Source organism: Morganella psychrotolerans (assembly GCF_965118875.1).
Lineage (GTDB): Bacteria > Pseudomonadota > Gammaproteobacteria > Enterobacterales > Enterobacteriaceae > Morganella > Morganella psychrotolerans_C.
In genome coordinates this window covers 81,608-102,330 of the sequence record NZ_CBCPJD010000009.1, presented here as the reverse complement: position 1 = coordinate 102,330, position 20,723 = coordinate 81,608, and the positions used below count along the sequence as shown (strand labels likewise).

Annotated in this window: 14 protein-coding genes; 5 read left to right on the top strand and 9 right to left on the bottom strand. The window is 48.8% G+C overall.

Annotation, left to right across the window (positions count from 1 at the left end; translation table 11 throughout):
* Positions 1-2 precede the first annotated feature (2 nt).
* The 3 genes from pqiA to rlmKL are packed head-to-tail and all read right to left on the bottom strand — an operon-like array spanning position 3 to position 5,361.
* Positions 3-1,286, bottom strand: coding sequence for a membrane integrity-associated transporter subunit PqiA (gene pqiA / locus ACMHKJ_RS10555; protein WP_413493755.1), 1,284 nt, complete (start codon positions 1,284-1,286; stop codon positions 3-5).
* A gap of 36 nt (positions 1,287-1,322) precedes the next feature.
* A complete protein-coding gene (locus ACMHKJ_RS10550) occupies positions 1,323-3,239 on the bottom strand; it encodes an ABC transporter ATP-binding protein (protein ID WP_413493753.1) in 1,917 nt (638 codons plus the stop codon).
* Between the two features lie 7 nt (positions 3,240-3,246).
* Positions 3,247-5,361: a bifunctional 23S rRNA (guanine(2069)-N(7))-methyltransferase RlmK/23S rRNA (guanine(2445)-N(2))-methyltransferase RlmL gene (gene rlmKL / locus ACMHKJ_RS10545; protein WP_413493913.1), complete on the bottom strand. Its 2,115-nt coding sequence runs from the start codon at positions 5,359-5,361 to the stop codon at positions 3,247-3,249.
* 143 nt (positions 5,362-5,504) lie between these two features.
* On the opposite strand from rlmKL, the gene ACMHKJ_RS10540 reads away from it, so the two are divergent.
* Positions 5,505-6,632: a YcbX family protein gene (locus ACMHKJ_RS10540; RefSeq protein WP_413493751.1), complete on the top strand. Its 1,128-nt coding sequence runs from the start codon at positions 5,505-5,507 to the stop codon at positions 6,630-6,632.
* A 273-nt stretch (positions 6,633-6,905) separates the two neighbouring features.
* Here the strand turns inward: ACMHKJ_RS10540 and ACMHKJ_RS10535 are convergent, their stop codons facing one another.
* The 4 genes from ACMHKJ_RS10535 to pepN form a co-directional block, all read right to left on the bottom strand.
* Complete coding sequence (locus ACMHKJ_RS10535) at positions 6,906-7,451, bottom strand: cell division protein ZapC (protein ID WP_413493749.1); 546 nt, start codon at positions 7,449-7,451, stop codon at positions 6,906-6,908.
* A 184-nt stretch (positions 7,452-7,635) separates the two neighbouring features.
* The gene (gene pyrD / locus ACMHKJ_RS10530) at positions 7,636-8,646 is read right to left on the bottom strand and encodes a quinone-dependent dihydroorotate dehydrogenase (RefSeq protein ID WP_067364080.1); all 1,011 of its coding nucleotides are present in this window, start codon (positions 8,644-8,646) and stop codon (positions 7,636-7,638) included.
* 277 nt (positions 8,647-8,923) lie between these two features.
* Positions 8,924-10,135, bottom strand: a complete 1,212-nt coding sequence (locus ACMHKJ_RS10525; protein ID WP_413493747.1) for a TPM domain-containing protein — start codon at positions 10,133-10,135, stop codon at positions 8,924-8,926.
* A gap of 332 nt (positions 10,136-10,467) precedes the next feature.
* Complete coding sequence (gene pepN, locus ACMHKJ_RS10520; protein WP_413493745.1) at positions 10,468-13,086, bottom strand: aminopeptidase N; 2,619 nt, start codon at positions 13,084-13,086, stop codon at positions 10,468-10,470.
* Positions 13,087-13,356: 270 nt separating this feature from the next.
* Here pepN and pncB point away from each other — a divergent pair, with 270 nt between their 5' ends.
* From pncB to ACMHKJ_RS10500, 4 genes are all read left to right on the top strand, one after another.
* A complete protein-coding gene (gene pncB, locus ACMHKJ_RS10515) occupies positions 13,357-14,571 on the top strand; it encodes a nicotinate phosphoribosyltransferase (protein WP_413493743.1) in 1,215 nt (404 codons plus the stop codon).
* Positions 14,572-14,795: 224 nt separating this feature from the next.
* A complete protein-coding gene (gene asnS / locus ACMHKJ_RS10510; RefSeq protein ID WP_413493741.1) occupies positions 14,796-16,196 on the top strand; it encodes an asparagine--tRNA ligase in 1,401 nt (466 codons plus the stop codon).
* Positions 16,197-16,489: 293 nt separating this feature from the next.
* Positions 16,490-17,584 (top strand): porin, encoded by a 1,095-nt coding sequence (locus tag ACMHKJ_RS10505; protein WP_413493739.1) that lies wholly within the window; start codon positions 16,490-16,492, stop codon positions 17,582-17,584.
* Between the two features lie 298 nt (positions 17,585-17,882).
* Positions 17,883-19,073 (top strand): amino acid aminotransferase, encoded by a 1,191-nt coding sequence (locus ACMHKJ_RS10500; RefSeq protein ID WP_413493737.1) that lies wholly within the window; start codon positions 17,883-17,885, stop codon positions 19,071-19,073.
* A 95-nt stretch (positions 19,074-19,168) separates the two neighbouring features.
* Here ACMHKJ_RS10500 and ACMHKJ_RS10495 read toward each other — a convergent pair whose 3' ends face one another.
* Complete coding sequence (locus ACMHKJ_RS10495) at positions 19,169-19,816, bottom strand: MBL fold metallo-hydrolase (protein ID WP_413493735.1); 648 nt, start codon at positions 19,814-19,816, stop codon at positions 19,169-19,171.
* Between the two features lie 38 nt (positions 19,817-19,854).
* Positions 19,855-20,403, bottom strand: coding sequence for a YcbK family protein (locus ACMHKJ_RS10490; protein ID WP_067364098.1), 549 nt, complete (start codon positions 20,401-20,403; stop codon positions 19,855-19,857).
* Between the last annotated feature and the right edge of the window lie 320 nt (positions 20,404-20,723).

Here is a 20,723-nt window from a genome sequence, read left to right as displayed (position 1 = left end):
CATCATTTTTGTCGTTCAAGCTGAGGCTCCTCTGAAGACTTCGCCCGTTGTTTATCACGTCGATCCCACGTCAGGCGCGGGTCGAACATTTCGGCGGCGATCATCGTCAGGACAACCACCAGCGCAAATAAAATTACACCAATATCAGGATAAATACTCATCAGGCGTCCCATCCGGACTAATGCCGCCAGCACCGCGATCACGAAAACATCGATCATGGACCAGCGCCCGACAAATTCCACCATTTCATAAATAAAGTGCATCCGGCCCGGATCACGCATTCCGTGGCCTTTGGCATCAAGACACAGCCAGCCTATTGCCAGCATTTTCAGGCTCGGCACCATAATACTGGCAATAAAAATGACCATTGCCACCGGATAAGAGCCGTCTCCCCAGAGCAGGATAACCCCCGCCATAATGGTTGAGCCAAATCCGTTACCCAGTGTTTCAGTGATCATAATCGGCAGCAGGTTTGCCGGGATATACAAAATAACCGAGGTAAACAAAAGCGCCAGAGTCAGTTGCAGACTGTTCGGCCGCCGTGCATGTCCTTTGCTGTGACAGCGCGGACACTCCCGCATATCTGCCGGCAGAATAGCCTGACAAGTGCCGCACAACCGTACGCCCTGCGCCAGCCCGCCTTTTCCGGCAATCAGCGGGACAGACAGCGCAGGACGCGGCGCTATCCGTTCCCAGATCCAGTGTTTATCAAGGCACTGAAACGCCCTCACCTGCATCACACAAAACAGACAGTACGGCAGAAAACTCATGCCCAGTCCGATATCCCCGTAAGCCATCAGTTTCACAAAGCTGACAAGGACACCCGCCAGGAAAATTTCAGCCATACACCAGGTGCGCAACCGAAAGAGCAGTTTGGTCACAGGAATAGCCAGCCAGCGCGGCAGGCGTATCCCGTTGCACAGCAAGGTAATCGCAGCAAGACAATACACCGGAACCGCCAGAACAAACCCCATAAAGAAGAGTGCCAGCTCAGTATAATTATCACCAAACATCACTGCCGGTATCTGATAAATAGTGATTTCGCTCTCAATGCCCGCCACTTTCATAGAGACAAACGGGAACATACCGGCCAGAACAAACATCACCAGGCCGCAGAGAGCATACATCAGCGGCTGACGACGTGGTTCACGCCAGCGGGCAGTCAGGTGTGTGTGGCAGCGCGGACATTCGGCTTTCGTTCCCCGGGCAAGCTCAGGGACATCAACCACCAGGTCGCACTGCGGACACAGCACCATGTCAGAATCATGTGAATGATGAGCACACACTGTTACGTTATTTCTCCGGGGTCATCACAGGCGGGATCAGCTCCCGCTCTGCATTGATTCCAACGTCTGCCACCGATCAAACGCCACTTCCAGCGCATGCTCTTTTTCAGCTAACAACGTCAGAACTTTATCGGTCTCTTCGCGCGACTGATTAAAAAACTCAGGCGCCGCCACCTTGCTTTGTAACTGCTGAATGTCCTCGTCGAGGGATTCCAGCAGTGCAGGCAGCTGTTCCAGCTCCCGTTGTAATTTATAACTTAATTTTGCAGAAGTATTTGCTTTTTTAATGTTATCGGTACGTTTCTCTTCCGGCTCCGGCTGTGATTTCTTCTCTGCCGGTGCTTTCAGTGTCTGAACCTGGCTGCGCTGCTGCTGTGCGTCAAAATAGCCGCCGACAAAGCGTTCAATAGTGCCGTCACCTTCAAAAATCCAGCATTCGGTAACGCTGTTATCCACAAACTGGCGGTCATGACTGACCAGCAACACAGTGCCCTGATAGCCGTCCACCAGCTCTTCAAGCAGTTCCAGCGTTTCGACATCAAGGTCGTTGGTCGGTTCATCGAGGATCAGAAGATTGCTGGGTTTCAGGAACAATCTGGCAAGTAATAAACGGTTACGCTCTCCGCCGGACAGTGCACGAACCGGTGTCATCGCACGTTTCGGGTGGAACAGGAATTCCTGTAAATACCCGAGCACATGGCGTGGCTTGCCGTTTACCATCACTTCCTGCTTGCCTTCCGCCAGGTTGTCCATCACGGTTTTATCCGGATCTAATGCTGCGCGGTGCTGGTCAAAATACGCCACTTCCAGTTTTGTTCCGCAATGCACCCGGCCACTGTCCGGTTGCAGATCGCCGAGCATCAGTTTCAGCAGAGTAGTTTTTCCGCAGCCATTCGGTCCGACCAGCGCAATTTTATCACCGCGCAGCACCTGCGCACTGAAATCACTGACCAGTTTTTTGCCGTCGATACCGTAGCTGATATCTTCGATTTCAAATACGATTTTGCCGGAGCGTGTCGCTTCTTCAACCTGCATTTTCGCTTTACCCATCACCTCACGGCGATCGGCGCGTTCATTACGCAGTGCTTTCAGCGCACGAACCCGTCCTTCGTTACGGGTACGGCGGGCTTTGATCCCCTGGCGGATCCACACTTCTTCCTGCGCCAGTTTGCGGTCAAATTCTGCATTCTGCATCTCTTCCACGCGCAGAGATTCTTCTTTGCCGATCAGGTATTCATCATAGCTTCCGGGCCAGGACGCCAGCTTACCGCGATCCAGATCGATAATCCGGGTTGCCATATTGCGGATAAAGGAACGGTCATGGGAAATAAAGACGATACTGCCACCGAAGCTTTTCAGGAAAACTTCCAGCCACTGAATCGTTTCGATATCCAGGTGGTTGGTCGGTTCATCCAGAAACAGCACGCCCGGCGCGCAAACCAGTGCACGTCCCAGCGCGGCTTTACGCAGCCAGCCCCCGGAGAGCGCAGAGAGTTTTTCTTCTGCCGGTAATTCAAGATGGGCAATCACATCTGAAATGCGGCTGTCCAGCAGCCATAAATTCTGAGTATCAAGAATTTCCTGCAAATCTGCCATTTTTGACAGATTTTTATCACTCGGATCCGTTTCCACCAGTTTTGAGATCTGATGATAAGCTTTGATATGCTTAGCCTGCTCAGCCACCCCTTCGGCGACAAAATCAAATACAGTGCCTTCCACATCACGCGGCGGATCCTGTTGTAAGCGGGAGACAATCAGATCCTGCTCATAGGTAACTGTACCATCATCCAGAGGCTGTTCTTTGGTCAGAACCCGCATCAGGGTGGATTTTCCCGCCCCGTTGCGTCCGACCAGACAGACACGCTCATTTGCTTCGATATGAATTTCGGTATTTTCCAGCAACGGAGCATCACTGAATGCGAGCCAGGCGCCCGCCATATTAATCAACGACATAGTTCTGTTATTCCTCGCCTGCGTGGCGGATTAGCCAGCAGTTATGAATCTGACGGTTACGTGCAAAATCTTGTGATTGTGTTTTGGCGGTGATTTCCTGTGCCACCAGTCCGGCTTCATCCATCCCCGCCTGATCTAATTTAAAACCACGTTTGTTATTGGAGAACATCAGTGTTCCGCCACGGCGCAGCAGACGTTTCAGCTGTTTCATCAGCATGATGTGGTCGCGCTGGACATCAAAGGTGTCTTCCATCCGTTTTGAGTTAGAAAACGTCGGCGGATCGATAAAGATCAGATCAAACTGTTCCGGGGTCTGCGCCAGCCAGCTCAGGCAATCCGCCTGCACCAGACGGTGCTGTCTGCCGCTTAGTCCGTTACTTTGTAAATTGCGTTCTGCCCACTCCAGATACGTGCGCGACATATCCACTGATGTGGTGGAGCGCGCCCCGCCAAGTCCGGCATGAACAGTCGCAGAGCCGGTGTAAGCAAATAGATTAAGGAAATCTTTACCTTTGCTCATCTGCCCTAACATTTTACGGGCAATACGATGGTCAAGGAACAAACCCGTATCCAGGTAATCAGTCAGGTTAACCCATAACTGTGCGTTATACTCTTTTACCAGGAAACTGTTCTTTTTCTCGTCCAGCTTTTCATATTGCTGTTTGCCTTTCTGGCGCTGACGGGTTTTTAAAACCAGCTGGTTCGCCGGCAGTTCCAGCACCGCAAGTGTCGCGCTGATCACATCAAACAGGCGCTGACGCGCTTTGTTCGGATCAATCGTTTTCGGCGGAGCATACTCCTGAACCACGACATAATCGGCATAGCGATCAACTGCGACATTATACTCCGGCAAATCAGCATCGTACAGACGATAACACTCAACACCTTCCTGCTTCGCCCATTTTGCCAGTTTTTTCTCATTCTTACGCAGACGATTTGCGAAATCAGAACCAATATCCTGTGCACCCGCCGGCGGTGTTTCACTTAACTGATAGTTTTTCTGTACGCAGTCCAGCGGACCATTTTTTGCTTTAAACTCACGTTCTGCGCGTAATTGCAGGCTGCTGAGCAGTTCCGGCGAACCACTGAACATGGACAGGCGCCAGCCCGGGAAACGGGTGCGGACAACACGGCTGAACACACTGTGCAGCGCAATCAGTGCCGGTTCGCTTTCCAGACGCTCGCCGTATGGCGGGTTGGAAATAATCGTGCCTTTCGGCCCTTCCGGCAGCGGGTTTTCCAGTTTGGTGGCATCTTTCTGCTGGAACGTAATCAGTTTATCCACACCGGCACGGCGGGCATTGGCACGCGCCATATCCAGTACACGTTTGTCAGTATCAGACCCGAAAAAACGTGCCGTGGCACTGACAACACCGGCATTGGCCCGCTCGCGGGCTTCTGCTTTAACAGATTCCCAGAGTGCACTGTCATGGCTGCTCCAGGCTTCAAAGCCCCAGTGCGTACGGTGCAGACCCGGCGCACAATCGGCCGCCATCATAGCCGCTTCAATCAGCAGTGTGCCTGAGCCGCACATCGGATCCACCATAGGGGTATCCTTCTGCCAGCCGGAACGCTGAACAATCGCTGCCGCCAGATTTTCTTTCAGCGGTGCCTGGCCTGCCAGTTCACGGTAACCGCGGATATGCAGGGAATCGCCGCTCAAATCAATAGCCAGTGAGGCTCTTTCTTTATTCAGATACACATTGATACGGATATCGGGCTGCTGCTTTGCCACATCCGGACGCGCATCAATTTTGCGGGTAAAGCTGTCGACGATAGCATCTTTAACTTTCAGCGCGCCGTACTGACTGTTACGGATTTCATCGTTGGTGCCGTTAAAATGCACGGCAAAGGTTTTGTCCACCGTAAAGACAGACGGCCAGTCAATTGATTGCACCGCAAGATAAAGATCCAGATCGCTGTAGACATCGAACTCATTCAGCGGTAATAAAATACGGGATGCCAGACGGCTCCACATCAGGCATTCGTACATTGTACGCGGTGAAGCACGAAAATGAACACCACCCTGTGCAATGCTGAGGTCTTCAGCACCCAGTGTTGCTAATTCAGTTTTTAAAAGCTCTTCCAGCCCACGGGCGGTGCTGGCAAAATACGTGTTCATCATGGTTTACCGTTGAAATAAAAATTTGGAGCGCATTATAGCGGATCCGGGCGTTAAATCATAAAATTGACGTTCACCTTTTTCCCGGTAAACCCGGATGCCACTGTGGTATTTACCGATAACAACAAAAAGAACGGATAACTATGACAAAAACAGCCATCACACTCTCCCGTTTATACACCTTCCCGGTAAAATCAATGAAAGGCGTGCACCTGTCGCAGAGCTATGCCGGGGACACCGGGCTGAGTTTTGACCGCAATTTTATGATAACCGACGAAGACGGAAAATTTCTGACTGCCCGCCGTTATCCGCAAATGGTTCTGTTTACCCCGGCACTGCTGAACAATGGCATTTATCTGCGCAGCCCGGAAGGTAGCAGCGCCACTATTTTATATGACGATTTTCTGCCGGAGAGTCTGGCATGCGAAGTCTGGGGTAATCATTTTACCTCACTCATTGCCCCGGAAAAAATCAACCAGTGGCTGTGCCTGTTTTTTGATATCCCGGTTCAGTTGCGCTGGCTCAGCCCGCACTCCACCAGGCGCGTGAAGCTCTCCCCGGACAACCCGGTTTCCTTTGCGGACGGCTATCCGTATCTGATTGTGAATCAAGCCTCTTTTCAGGCTGTGCAGAAACGTTGCAGCGCAGAAATTAAAATTGAACAGTTCCGCGGCAATATTATTGTCACCGGTGCAGATGCCTTTGCCGAAGATGGCTGGAAAGTGATCCGCATAGGCGATGTTATATTTGACCTGAAAAAACCGTGCAGCCGCTGCATTTTCACGACGATCAGCACAGATAAAGGTGAAAAACATCCGCAGATGGAGCCGCTGTATACGTTGCAAACCTTCAGGACAGCGGTGGATAAAAATGATGTGGATTTCGGCATGAATGCTATCGCCCGCAATACCGGTATTATTCAGGTCGGCGACAAAGTAACAGTATTGGAAACCTGCCCGCCACGTGAGTATCAGGAGCGGGTGATTGAAAAAGTACAGCCCGTTACCGCACAGCCGGAAGCCATGCTGACACTGACGTTCAACGATAAAGAGTATGCGGTGAATAATCAGCATGTCCTGCTCGAGCAACTGGAAGCGCATCAGGTTTCCATTCCCTACTCCTGCCGTGCAGGTGTTTGCGGCAGTTGTAAAGTGACGCTGCTGTCCGGTGAGGTAACACCGCTGAAAGCCGGGGCAATAAAAAGAAACGGCGATATTCTGGCATGCAGCTGTATTCCGAAAACCAATATTACGATCCGTCACGGAAAATAACAGATAAAAAAATACCCTCAGACAGATTAATCCGCCAGGGGGTATTTTACTTGGCGTAACTTGTATATAAACACCGGATCATTTTAATGCGGTACGATCGCCAGTGATCAATAAATTATATCTATACCCAACGTCATTCACGTTGCAGGAAGGCGGCAAGGGAAAATAGACGGGAAGCATAGATAAACTATGTGACCCGGCTATTTGAGCGCAGCCAACGAACCTGCAGTTTGAATGAATAAGGGTATAATTGTCTTTCCGGTATTTTCACCGTCAGACTGCTTTACCCATTAACAGACTTCGTTGTATTGATTTGCGGGATAATAAACGATCGTTCATGATCTTTATCGGATCACAAAAGGACATGGTGCGATCATTTAATTGTAGTTCGGGGTCGACCAGTAAACACAAACTGGCATTCTCACCCGCTTCCGCCACAATAAAACAACTCCGCTGCCGGGTGTTATCCAGCACAACGTCAACAATTTGCCCCTGCGCCGGTTTCGTCATCGCACAGCATAATGAAAAATACCAGCTCTTCGGCATCTGTGGTTTTAAAAATCGTGATGCAATTAAAGCATTGAGTGTTAATTCTGCACATTGCTGCGCCGGGATATTTAATTTTTTAATCTGTTCGTCGAATATGACAAATAAAGCGGCATCATCAACAGAAAACGGACTGTGACACCTGGCATACGGCGCCAGCAGGCGTGGTGCAAAATGGGAGCGGAATACCATTCCGTTGGCAAGATCGAGCATAATACGCTCATGCGTATCATCATAATACCACTGCCATTGATCGTCAGGTTTTATTTTCATCTGATCACATTCCCGGCTAATATCGGGTCAGCGATAAATAGCCACTTCATATTGAATAAAATAATTAAAATTTATTAATAACTTTAACGTGTGCTGCCTGATAATGATAATTTTTGAGCAACATCTTAAAATATAAAAGAAACGGGGGCAAAAATAAACCCCCTCAGAAAGATAAAGCTGAAAATCAGATACAATTTACAATATTTTTAATTAATTTTGGTCCGTGGTAGATAAATCCTGAATAGATCTGGATCAATGATGCGCCTGCATCCATTTTTTCCCGCGCGGCAACCAGTGAGTCAATTCCGCCGACACCAATAATCGGTAATTTACCGTTCAGCTCTTTTGATAACAGACGAATAATTTCAGTGCTTTTACTCTGAACCGGGCGGCCACTTAATCCGCCGGTTTCATTACAGTGATTTAATCCCTGCACTAAAGAGCGATCTAATGTGGTATTAGTGGCAATAACACCATCAATATTATGTCTGACCAAACTGTCAGCAACCTGAATTAATTCTTCTGTCGTTAAGTCCGGGGCAATTTTTACTGCAACCGGAACATATTTCTGATGGCGCTGATGTAATTCCTGCTGTTTAATTTTAATCGCAGTCAGTAATTCATCCAGCATATCGCCGTATTGCAGGCTACGTAATCCCGGGGTATTCGGTGAGGAAATATTAACGGCGATATAACCGGCGTGAGCATAAACTTTATCCATACAAATCAGATAGTCATCTTTGCCCTGCTCAACCGGCGTATCTTTATTTTTGCCGATATTAATACCGAGAATACCCCCGAAACGCGCCTGTTTAATATTCTCAATCAGATTATCCACCCCGAGATTATTAAAGCCCATCCGGTTAATAAGCCCTTCGGCTTCCACAATACGGAACAGACGCGGTTTATCATTTCCCGCCTGTGGCTTGGGAGTCACCGTACCGACTTCAACAAAACCAAAACCCATGGCATCAAAAGCCTCAATACATTCACCGTCTTTATCAAGACCTGCGGCTAACCCCAGCGGATTTTTAAAAGAGAGCCCCATGCACTGTACAGGTTTGGTGGCAACATTTTGCTGAATAAGAAAACGGAAAGGAGAACGGGAAAGGCGTTTGAGTTGCTGAAAGGTAAATTCGTGGGCGCGTTCGGGATCAAGGCGGAACAGCGCCTTCCTGACTAACGGATAATACATCTTGAATACCTTTTGTTATGAGTCATCAGTACATAACCCGCGTACCGGGTGGTTTCTCTGTAACAAAATAGGTTGTGGATTCTGCCTGAAACAGTGCCGCCTATTTCAGGCGGCTATATTAGGACAAATATCCCCTCTCTGCACTGCTTTTTTACGCAGGAAATGATGCACCTGATGTGCACCATTTCCCTGTATTATACCCAACACCATTCAGGATGCAGCCAGGCGGCAAGCTCAGTCAGCCAACGAACCTGCAGTTTGAATGAATAAGGGTATATTACCAGCGCCCGGATGCCCCGCCGCCGCCACTGCGTCCGCCGCCACCGGAAGACGAACGGCTGCTGCTGCTTCCCCCGCCACTGCTGAACCCACCGCCGTCACCCCGTCCGCCACGCCCGGAGCCTCCGCCACCGGAACCGACTGTCACAAATCCGCAATAGTGTCCGATACCGACAAACAGCCCGAATCCGACGCCAACCAGCACACCTGCCGCCAGACTTCCTTCAGAGAACATCAATCCGAAAATAAAGGCAAATCCGCCGAAAAAGAGACCGATGCAAATGGATATCCGCAGTTTCTGAGGTTTGATAATTTTACCTAATATCCAGAAAAATGTGCCTAACACGAGGAAAAATAAGAAAACTGCGGCGATAAACATAGTGAATATCAGCACAATAACCAGCCAGAGCGGCAGAATTTTCAGGAAAATAAACTGACTCCAGCGCGGTAATTCGGTATAGAAAAAATCTTCCCCGAATTCCATACCGTTACCGGCGGGATTATTAAAGCCGCCAAAATACCAGGTCAGATAAATAATGATGCCTATCGGGATAACCGCTTTCAGTTTATAGCGTTTGATCATGCTGAAAATGAAAAAACACCACAGATACGCACTTGCCGCCAGTACCGCACCCAATACAATATCAATCCAGCCGACCGGCGCGGCCTGTTTGGCGATATAAAAAGCCGGGGTAGTCACCGCAGGCAGTGACTCATTTTTTACCAGCGCAGTCAGGGCATCGAGCGTGTTATTGATCCCGCCTGCATAATTTCCTTTTTTAAATTCAGGGATGAAATAAGTATTGAGGATCCGGTTCGCTGTGGCGTCACTTACCGCCCCTTCCAGCCCGTAACCGACTTCAATGCGCATCGCGCGATCGTCCGCTGCAACCAGTAATAAGATCCCGTCATCAATATTGATCCGCCCTAAACGCCATTGGTTGAATACGTTTTCAGCATAGCTTTCAATATCACGCGGTGCGGTGGTTTTGACTGTCAGAACAGCTATCTGCGCTCCGGTCTGCTCCCGCAATGTACCGAGTTTGTCCTCAATATTACTGCGCTCACTGCTGGTCAAAAGCCCTGCAGTGTCTGTTACCGCACCCTGCATGCGGGGAAATTCAGTACCGTCCGCCACTGCAACAGCGGAAAAGAACAGAAAAAATACGCCCCACAACCAGTGGCGGTACAGACTTGTTCTATGTCTCATAATGAAGTCCTTTCTTTATACCCTTATTCATTCAAACTGCAGGTTCGTTGGGTATATATTGCAGATAATTATCCGGAGTTTACTGTATCCGGCAAAAAAATGGTGCAATGTGACAGTAATGCCGTATTTCTGCGTATAAAAAAACACCTCCGGAGAGGTGCTTTGTCTGTAACTATGCCAACCTGATAATCCGACGGGCAGCGAAATAAAAAGTATGCGCGTCATGAATGACGCGCATGAGTGTATAGGGACATATTTACAGCGTCTTTTTATTTTGCCCGTCAGCAGGATCTTCCCCGGGGTAAAAAAATCCCCCGGAGAAGTCTCACAAATCAGTTCTCATCCAGCGCTTTGGTGATTTTCTCAAACAGATCACCGGAGAGATTGTCCAGCCCTTTGAGACGCAGCAGTGCATCACGCATTTTGCTCTGACGGCTGTCATCATAGCGTTTCAGGCGGATAAGCGGCTCAATCAGGCGTGATGCAACCTGCGGATTACGGGTGTTCAGATCACAGAGGATATCTGCAAGGAACTGATATCCCTTCCCGGATTTGTCATGGAACGCTTTCGGATTGTTCATCACAAACGCACCCACCAGCGAACGCACCCGGTTCGGGTTTGCCATGGTAAATGAGCGATGTTTCAGCAAGGCTTTCACATTATCAAGAACATCGGCATCCGGACGGGTGGCCTGTAAAATAAACCACTTATCCATCACCAGACCATCCTGATGCCACTTGTTGTCATAATCCGCCAGCAGAGTGTCACGGCACGCCAGACCCGCTTTCACCGCCGCCGACAGGGCTGCCAGTGAATCGGTCATATTATCTGCCTGTGCATATTGCAGGGAGATGCGTTTATCCGCCTGCGCGCGATCTTCATCCGGTGCCAGGTAACCCAGGCAGACATTGCGCAGATCACGTTTTGCAATATCAGCATGATCAATCCGATACACACCGGTCTTCATACTGATATACACCGCGTAGAGTTCATCCGACAGTTCGCGGGCAAATGTTTGCGCAATAAAGGTCATTACGGCATTGACGGCGTCCGGATCAATCACCGCGAACCACTCCGCCACTTCCGTTTCTGACGGCAGCGTCATAATCTGTGCGGCAAGTGCCGGGTCAATGTGCTCATCAAGCAGCACAGCGCGGAATGCATCAACCACCGCATCCGGAAGCTGTAATACTTCACCATCCTGATAACGGCGGACATTTTCTTTTATATGCAGCGCCAACAGTGACTGCGCGGCATCCCAGCGGGAAAATTCATTGCGCGCATGCTGCATCAGAAATGCCAGCTGTGTGTCAGTGTACGGATAATCCACTTTAACCGGGGCTGAGAATTCACGGAACAGAGACGGTACCGGCTTTTCACTGACGTCATCAAATATGAATGTCTGCTCTTCGCGGGTGATATTCAGCACAGAGTGAACGGCTTCCCCTTTATAACGCAGAGGAATAATATTTCCGTTGCTGTCATACAGTTCCACATCAAACGGAATATGCAGCGGCTGTTTATCCTGCTGATCCGGGGTCGGCGGGGTCATTTGTGTCACATGCAGCTGATACTGTTTTGTCGCGGCATCATAGCTGTCACGGATAGTCACCACCGGTGTGCCGGACTGACTGTACCAGCGGCGGAACAGGGTGAGATCCACATTGGAGGCATCTTCCATTGCCTGCACAAAATCATCACAGGTTGCAGCGCTGCCGTCATGACGGTGTACATACAGTTGCATCCCCGCCTGGAACAGCTCTTCACCCAGCAGGGTGTGGATCATGCGGATCACTTCTGAGCCCTTTTCATACACAGTCAGGGTATAGAAGTTGTTCATTTCAATGACTTTATCCGGACGGATCGGGTGCGCCATCGGACCGGCATCTTCGGCAAACTGCGCTGCGCGCATTACACGGACATTGTTGATCCGGTTAACCGGGCGTGATCCGAGATCAGAACTGAATTCCTGGTCACGGAAAACGGTCAGACCCTCTTTCAGACTGAGCTGGAACCAGTCACGGCAGGTGATACGGTTGCCTGTCCAGTTATGGAAATACTCATGGCCGATAACAGATTCGATGCCCAGATAATCTTTATCTGTTGCCGTTTCATTCTTCGCCAGCACATATTTGGAGTTAAAGACATTCAGCCCTTTGTTCTCCATCGCGCCCATATTGAAGAAATCAACTGCCACAATCATATAAATATCAAGATCATATTCAAAACCAAAACGCTCTTCATCCCATTTCATGGCATTTTTCAGCGAGGTCATCGCCCAGCCGGCGCGGTCAAGATTGCCCTTGTCCACGAACAGTTCAAGCGCCACATCACGTCCGCTGCGGGTAATAAAGGTATCGCGCAGCACATCAAAATCACCGGCGACCAGTGCAAACAGATAGCTTGGTTTCGGGAACGGATCTTCCCATTTAACCCAGTGTTTATCGCCTGCATCACCGGAATCCACACGGTTACCGTTTGATAACAAGAACGGATAACGGGCTTTTTCTGCAGTGATCCGGGTGGTATAACGCGCCAGCACATCGGGGCGATCAAGATACCAGGTAATATGGCGGAAACCTTCGGCTTCGCATTGTGTACAGAGCGCATCACCGGAGACATACAGCCCCTCAAGTGCAGTATTCTGCGCCGGGCTGATTTCATTGACAATTTGCAACGTGAACTGCTCAGGTACATTATCAATATGAAGTGAACCGCCTTCTTCGCGATACGCAGACCACGCCTGACCATCAATTGTCAGCTGTTTCAGTACCAACCCTTCACCGGCAAGTACCAGCGTGGCAGCACTGTCATTCAGGCGTTTTACCCGGCTGGTGGCGGTCACCACTGTTGTTTGCGGGTCGAGTGCAAAATCAAGATCAATATGAGTAATCGTATAGTCAGGTGCCTGATAGTCCCGGCGATACTTCGCCTGCCGCTGTTGTGTCATTGGATTCTCTTCATTAGTTATATATAACAATTACGCTGCCACTTAGGCTCTCACAATTCAAGCTCTGCGGTAAAAGAAATTTTATCAGTCTGTGATAAATTCTTATTTTCAGGCTGTGCCATTCGTAATTATTATGAATGAAATGTTAACAAATAATGTGATAACAGCGCTGATCATCACGCACCGGGAAAAGAACGTGTTACTATACCCGGATAATAGTAAGCTATGACCTGTTTAGGTTGATTGCTCCGTGAGGATGCTGAAAGCGCCATGAATTCAGAAGCAACCCCGATTATCACATCCCTGCTGGATACAGATGCATATAAATTGCACATGCAGCAGGCGGTGTTCCATCATTACCGCACAATCCCTGTTGTTGCGGAGTTCCGCTGCCGGAGCAGTAAACGCCTGGGTCAGTACGCAGACCAGCTGCGCGCCCAGGTATCAATGATGGCTGAGTTATCAGTCAGTGATGACGAATATCACTACCTGTGCGGGCTGCCATTTTTTACAGCAGATTATCTCGCCTGGTTCCGACAGTTCCGTTTTAATCCTTCGCAGGTCACTATCCGCAGCGACAGCAACGGACAACTGGCTATCCGCATCAGCGGGCCATGGGTTGACGTTATCTTGTGGGAAGTTCCGCTTCTCGCGCTGATAAGCGAGCTGGTTCATCGTCACCAATCTCCGCAGGTCACAACTGAAGATGCCGTTATCCGCCTGCGTAAACTGGTTACCCGGTTTTACCGGGACGCTGAGCAGGAAAATCTGGATCTCAGTCAGTTTAAACTGATGGATTTCGGCACACGTCGCCGCTTCTCTTATGATGTTCAGATGGCGATTGTCAGTGAACTGAAACAGAATTTTCCGTACCTGGTCGGCACCAGTAACTACCTGCTGGCACAAAAACTGGATCTGGAGCCGGTCGGCACACAAGCCCATGAATGGTTCCAGGCGCATCAGCAGATAAGCCCGGATCTGGCAAACAGCCAGCGCGCCGCTCTTCAGACCTGGCTTGATGAATATCCCTCACAGCTCGGCGTCGCATTAACTGACTGCATCACTATGGATGCATTCCTGCGTGATTTTGATGCACCGTTTGCACAGGCCTATCAGGGATTGCGCCATGATTCCGGGGACCCGGTTGAATGGGGTGAAAAAGCCATCGCTCATTATGAAAAGCTCAATATTGACCCGATGAGCAAAACCCTGGTATTTTCCGACAGCCTGGATTTGCGTAAAGCGCTCGCGCTCTATGCTCATTTCCATGACAGGGTAAATCTGGTCTTTGGTATCGGCACGCGCCTGACCTGTAATATTCCGGATGTTGAGCCGCTGAATATTGTTATCAAACTGGTGGAATGTAACGGAAAACCGGTTGCCAAGCTGTCAGACAGCCCCGGCAAAACTATCTGTGAAGATGATGAATTCGTCGACCGCCTGCGCCGCGCTTTTGATATTCCGCACGTTCAGCGCGCCTGCTGATCCCCCCGTTTTTACCATCGACGCCTGAAGACAGAAAAAGCCGCCTGTTTTTTCTGTTTTTCGGGCAGTTAACCCCGAATTTCTGCTTGTTTCCTGACAGTGAGCAAGTAACATAGTGAGATTGCCCTTTTCGCGGCAAACTGATGATTATCTGTTACCCGGCATCACGCAATGGCGGGTAACGCGTATAACAGACCTATATATAAGAAGAGAGAGTTTCAACTATGAGCATAGCGCCTGTGGTCGACGTACTGCAAGGCCGTGTACCTGTTGACAGCGAAGTCACAGTACAGGGTTGGGTTCGTACAAGGAGAGATTCAAAAGCCGGGATCTCATTCCTCGCCGTCTACGACGGTTCCTGCTTTAATCCGGTACAGGCTGTCATCGAAAGTAATTTACCTAATTATAATGATGACGTGCTTCATTTAACCGCAGGCTGTTCTGTTGAAGTCACCGGTAAAGTGGTTGCATCACCGGGTCAGGGTCAGAGTTTTGAAATTCATGCCACGAATGTCCGCGTTGTCGGGCTGGTGGACGACCCGGATACCTATCCGATGGCGGCAAAACGCCACTCTGTTGAATACCTGCGTGAAGTGGCTCACCTGCGCCCGCGTACCAACCTGATCGGCGCAGTTACCCGTGTCCGTCATACTTTATCCCAGGCATTACACCGCTTCTTTGATGAGCAGGGTTTCTTCTGGGTATCCACCCCGCTTATCACCACCTCTGATACAGAAGGTGCCGGTGAGATGTTCCGCGTCTCCACCCTGGATTTCCACAATCTGCCGCGTAATGACAAAGGCGAAGTGGATTTCAGCGAAGATTTCTTCGGACAGGAAGCGTTCCTGACGGTATCCGGTCAGTTAAACGGTGAAGCTTACGCGTCTGCACTGAGCAAAATTTACACCTTCGGCCCGACATTCCGTGCAGAAAACTCCAATACCAGCCGCCACCTTGCGGAATTCTGGATGGTAGAGCCGGAAGTGGCATTTGCTAATTTGGATGATGTCGCAGGTCTGGCTGAAGCCATGCTGAAATATGTTTTCAAAGCGGTACTTGAAGAGCGTCGTGACGATCTCGAATTCTTTGCTGAGCGCATTAATAAAGAAGCAATCGAGCGTCTGGAACGTTTTGTCACCTCAGATTTTGCGCAGGTTGATTATACCGATGCGATTAAAATCCTGGAAAATTGCGGCAAGACCTTTGAAAACGAGGTGTTCTGGGGCGTGGATATGTCCTCTGAGCACGAGCGCTACCTGGCAGAAGAGCATTTCAAAGCCCCTGTGGTCGTGAAAAACTACCCGAAAGCCATCAAAGCATTCTATATGCGCGAAAACGAAGACGGCAAAACTGTGGCGGCAATGGATGTACTGGCACCGGGTATCGGTGAAATCATCGGTGGTTCCCAGCGTGAAGAGCGTCTGGACAGACTTGATGCCCGCTTTGACGAACTCGGTATGAATAAAGAAGATTATTGGTGGTACCGTGATCTGCGTCGCTACGGTACTGTGCCACACGCCGGTTTCGGGCTGGGTTTTGAACGTCTGGTTTCATATGTGACGGGCGTCTCAAATATTCGGGAGACCATCCCGTTCCCACGTACCCCCCGCAGCGCGACATTCTGATTGTTCATCAAAAATATTGAACGTAAAAAGCCGGCCTTTAAGCCGGCTTTTTTTATGCACGACAAATTAACTGCTCAAAAAGCTCCCTATAATTTACATTTTGACACATACTATTTCCATTTGTTACAGATTCTTCGTTTTTGTAGCACTTTCAGGGTAGATAAAATATTTTACCAATGGAACACTGGTCGCCGACACAGACGACACTAAACTCTCACAATTAGTTCCAATTTTTTTTCGAACTATTTATGGCAGTGGCAGGTGTCCGAATAACACCAATGAGGGTAATAATAATGAAACGCAATATTCTTGCAGTAGTTATCCCGGCTCTGTTAGTAGCTGGTGCAGCAAACGCTGCTGAAATCTATAACAAAGACGGCAACAAAGTAGACCTGTACGGTAAAGTTGACGTTCGTCACATGTTCGCAGATGCTAAAAGCGGCGAAGATGGCGACAGCTCACGCGTTCGTTTTGGTATCAAAGGTGAAACTCAGATCACTGACCAACTGACTGGTTTCGGTCGTTTTGAAAACGAAATCAAAACCAACAGCATCGAAGGCGACAACAAAAACGAAGTTCGTTTAGCTTACGCTGGTTTCAAATTTGCTGAGTTTGGTTCAATCGACTACGGCCGTAACTACGGCGTAATCTATGACGTCAACGCATGGACCGATGTTATGCCTCTGTTCGGTGGCGACACCATGGCACAGAAAGACGTGTACATGACCAGCCGTACCGGCAGCGTGTTAACTTACCGTAACAGCGACATGTTCGGTTACGTTGACGGCCTGAACTTTGCTCTGCAATACCAGGCAGCTAACGATGAAAACTCAATCGCTAAACACGATGGTGCTAAATCAAACGGCGACGGTTACGGTTTCTCCACTACTTATGACCTCGGCTGGGGCGTAAGCTTAGGCGGTGCATACTCAAACTCAGCACGTACTACATGGCAGCAGGATAAATCTGATGCACGTGGTAAACGTGCTGAAGCATGGGATTTCGGTGCTAAATACGACGCTAACAACGTATACCTGGCAGCTATGTACGGTGAAACCCGTAACATGACTAAATTCGATTTCAAAAATGGTATTAACGATCATACAAGCATCGCTAACAAAACCAAAAACATCGAATTAGTAGCACAGTACCAGTTTGACTTCGGTCTGCGTCCGTCCATTGGCTATAACCAATCTAAAGGTTATGACCTGGGCAACAATACCTATAATTCTGACCTGGTTAAATATGTTGATTTAGGTGCTTACTACTACTTCAACAAAAACATGTCTGCAGTTGTTGATTATAAAATCAACCTGCTGGACAGCGACAACAAAGCCGGTGTTAACTCCGACAACGTTGTTGGTTTAGGTCTGACTTACCAGTTCTAATTTAGCCTTTACGCTAAATCTGAATAAAAAACCCACGGCATGCCGTGGGTTTTTTTGTTATCTGTATACCCTTATTCATTCAGACTACAGGTTCGTTGGTGGCTACTTGAATGACGTTGGGTATATAACACGTTTTGTGATGCATTTTCATGCTAACCTCAACAGGACGTCACCCACTTCACAAGATTTCCGTCTTTTCTCTGTAAACAGTTGGCAAATGATTTACAGCGGGTTAACCTGAGATCCTTGTGTAATTCCGCTTATCCGCACTTATCAGACACTATTGGGATCAACAACTATGTTTGAGAATATTACTGCCGCGCCTGCCGACCCGATCTTAGGTCTGGCTGATACCTTCCGCCAGGACCCCCGTGAAAATAAAATCAATCTGGGTATTGGTGTTTATAAAGATGAAACCGGCAAAACACCGGTACTGAACTGTGTAAAAAAAGCAGAAAAGTATTTGCTGGAAAATGAAACCACCAAAAATTATCTGCCCATCACAGGTATCCCGGCGTTCGGCACGGTAACTCAGGCATTACTGTTCGGTGCTGACAGCGAAATCGTGACCAGTAAGCGCGCCCGCACTGCACAGGCGCCCGGTGGTACCGGAGCATTACGTATTGCCGCTGATTTTATTGCAAAGCAAACCAGTGCCAAACGTGTCTGGATAAGCAACCCGACCTGGCCTAACCACAACGGTATTTTTGCAAACGCCGGGCTGGAGATCTGCACTTACAATTACTATGATGCCGAAAATCATTCCCTCAATTTCGACGGCATGCAGGCAAGCCTTGAGGCCGCCCTGCCCGGTGATGTTATTTTACTGCACGGTTGCTGCCATAACCCAACCGGTATTGACCCGACCGCAGAGCAGTGGGCACAATTATCTGTCATCGTAAAAGAAAAAGGCTTATTACCGGTCTTTGATTTTGCGTATCAGGGCTTTGCTGCCGGTCTGGATGAAGATGCACAGGGGCTGCGCATTTTTGCCAAATCACATCCGGAAATGCTGGTTGCCAGTTCTTATTCTAAAAACTTCGGCATGTATAATGAACGTGTCGGTGCCTGCACACTGGTGGCAACAAGCGGTGATATTGCTGATACCGCCTTCAGTCAGGTGAAAGTGATTATCCGCACCAACTACTCTAACCCGCCGTCTCACGGCGGTGCGGTTGTCACCACTATTCTGTCTGATCCGGAACTGAAAGAAGAGTGGATCCAGGAACTGACCACGATGCGTGAGCGCATCAAACGCATGCGTCAGCTTTTTGTGAACACCCTCCAGGAAAAAGGCGCAAAACAGGATTTCAGCTTTATCATCCGTCAAAACGGCATGTTCTCTTTCAGCGGGCTGACAAAAGAGCAAGTTGAACGCCTACGCGCAGAGTATGCTATCTATGCGGTCAGTTCAGGGCGTATTAATGTCGCCGGTCTGACTCTGGAGAATATGGTTCCGCTGTGTGAAGCGATTGTCGCGGTACTGTAACCTGATTATTTGTTTTTGAAATAAAAAAAGCCTGACAATCACTGTCAGGCTTTTTATTTTCAGCTATTTCTGGTTGGACTATTTCAGTTGAACAATCACCAGACCGGTTGTTCATCTTGTAAAAACGGATTAGTACGGCGCTCATCACCGAGTGTGGACATCGGCCCGTGACCGGGTATAAAGCGATAATCATCACCCAGCGGTAAGATTTTTTCTTTAATTGAACGGATGAGATCCTGATGATTACCTTTCGGGAAATCACTGCGCCCGACACCGCCTTTAAATAAAACATCACCCATCGAAATCAGTTTGTCCTGCTTATTCACGAAAACTACGTGTCCGGGGGTATGTCCGGGACAGTGCAGAACATCAAGCTCAATATTACCGACAGTGACTTTATCCCCTTCTTCCAACCATTGATCCGGCGTAAATGCACGGCATGGCTCGACTCCAAACATCTGGCTTTGTGATACAAGCCCTTCAATCCAGAATTCATCGTCTTTCTGAGGACCGATCACCGGCACATGAAAATGCTCTGCCACATCAGCGGTTGCGCCAACGTGATCAAAATGACCATGAGTAAGAAGGATTTTTTCTAATTTCAGTCCGCGCTGTTCAATTTCACGGATAAGACGCGGCGCTTCACCGCCGGGATCAACAATAGCAGCGGCTTTCGTTTTATCGCACCAAATCAGGGTACAATTTTGCATAAAGCCGGTGACAGGAATAATTTGATATTGCATGACACAAAACTCCGGTTAAATCTGACAATTACATCAGATTACCACGTTCTTACCGGTCCTGTATCCATGTGGACGAAATTACTGCTGGGGTAATAACCGACACCGCCGGCGCGCATTTTCAGTGCGGCTTTGCGCACCTGACTTAACTGAATTCCCGGGATACGGAAATCCATCGCCTGCCCTCGTGTGTGGTAGCTTTTCTTCGCCACGCCGGATGTGGTTCTGCGCAATTCATTATTGGTCACCAGAGAGCGGTAACCTGAAATTAACTGAATAGGTTTATCCGTATTCATCATCACCTGTAACAAGTACATCTGGTCAAACAGGTGCGGATCAATCATTTTAACTTTGTTGCTGCGGTGATCACGGAACAGTTTATTCAGCCGGGCCAGTTCAGAGCGGTTATAACGTTTTCCGTCAAAGAACTCGGCTTTTAATGTTTCGCCGGTATTGAGGTTCTCAAGACGCAAAATTTTAGGTCGCGGTGTCGTTAAGGAAGCAAATGCATGCCCCGGCAATAAAGCCAGCCCCAGCGCCGCCGCACCAAATCCCAGCCATTTACGGCGGTCGTTATTAATTGTATCCATTGATGGTAATCACTCTTTGACTAATTTGATCATTAACATGGCCAACAGTAATAATATTCACTATTCAGACCGCAGCGGATCCGCTTTGTCTATTTCTGTAAATTTACGTCAATTAATTACAGAATTAACGCGTAAAGTGTAAAAACAGCTATAAACAAAACTGACCACCTATTTTTTACCTATTCATTGACTCAGAGTCAAATAAAAAGACAATTTTTTACTCGGAAAGCAAATATTGGCAACACTTAGATACTCCCCGGGAGCTTATCAGTGGCAAGGCTTATCCTGCGCACCTTTGCAGGATAAGGAAACAAAGACCA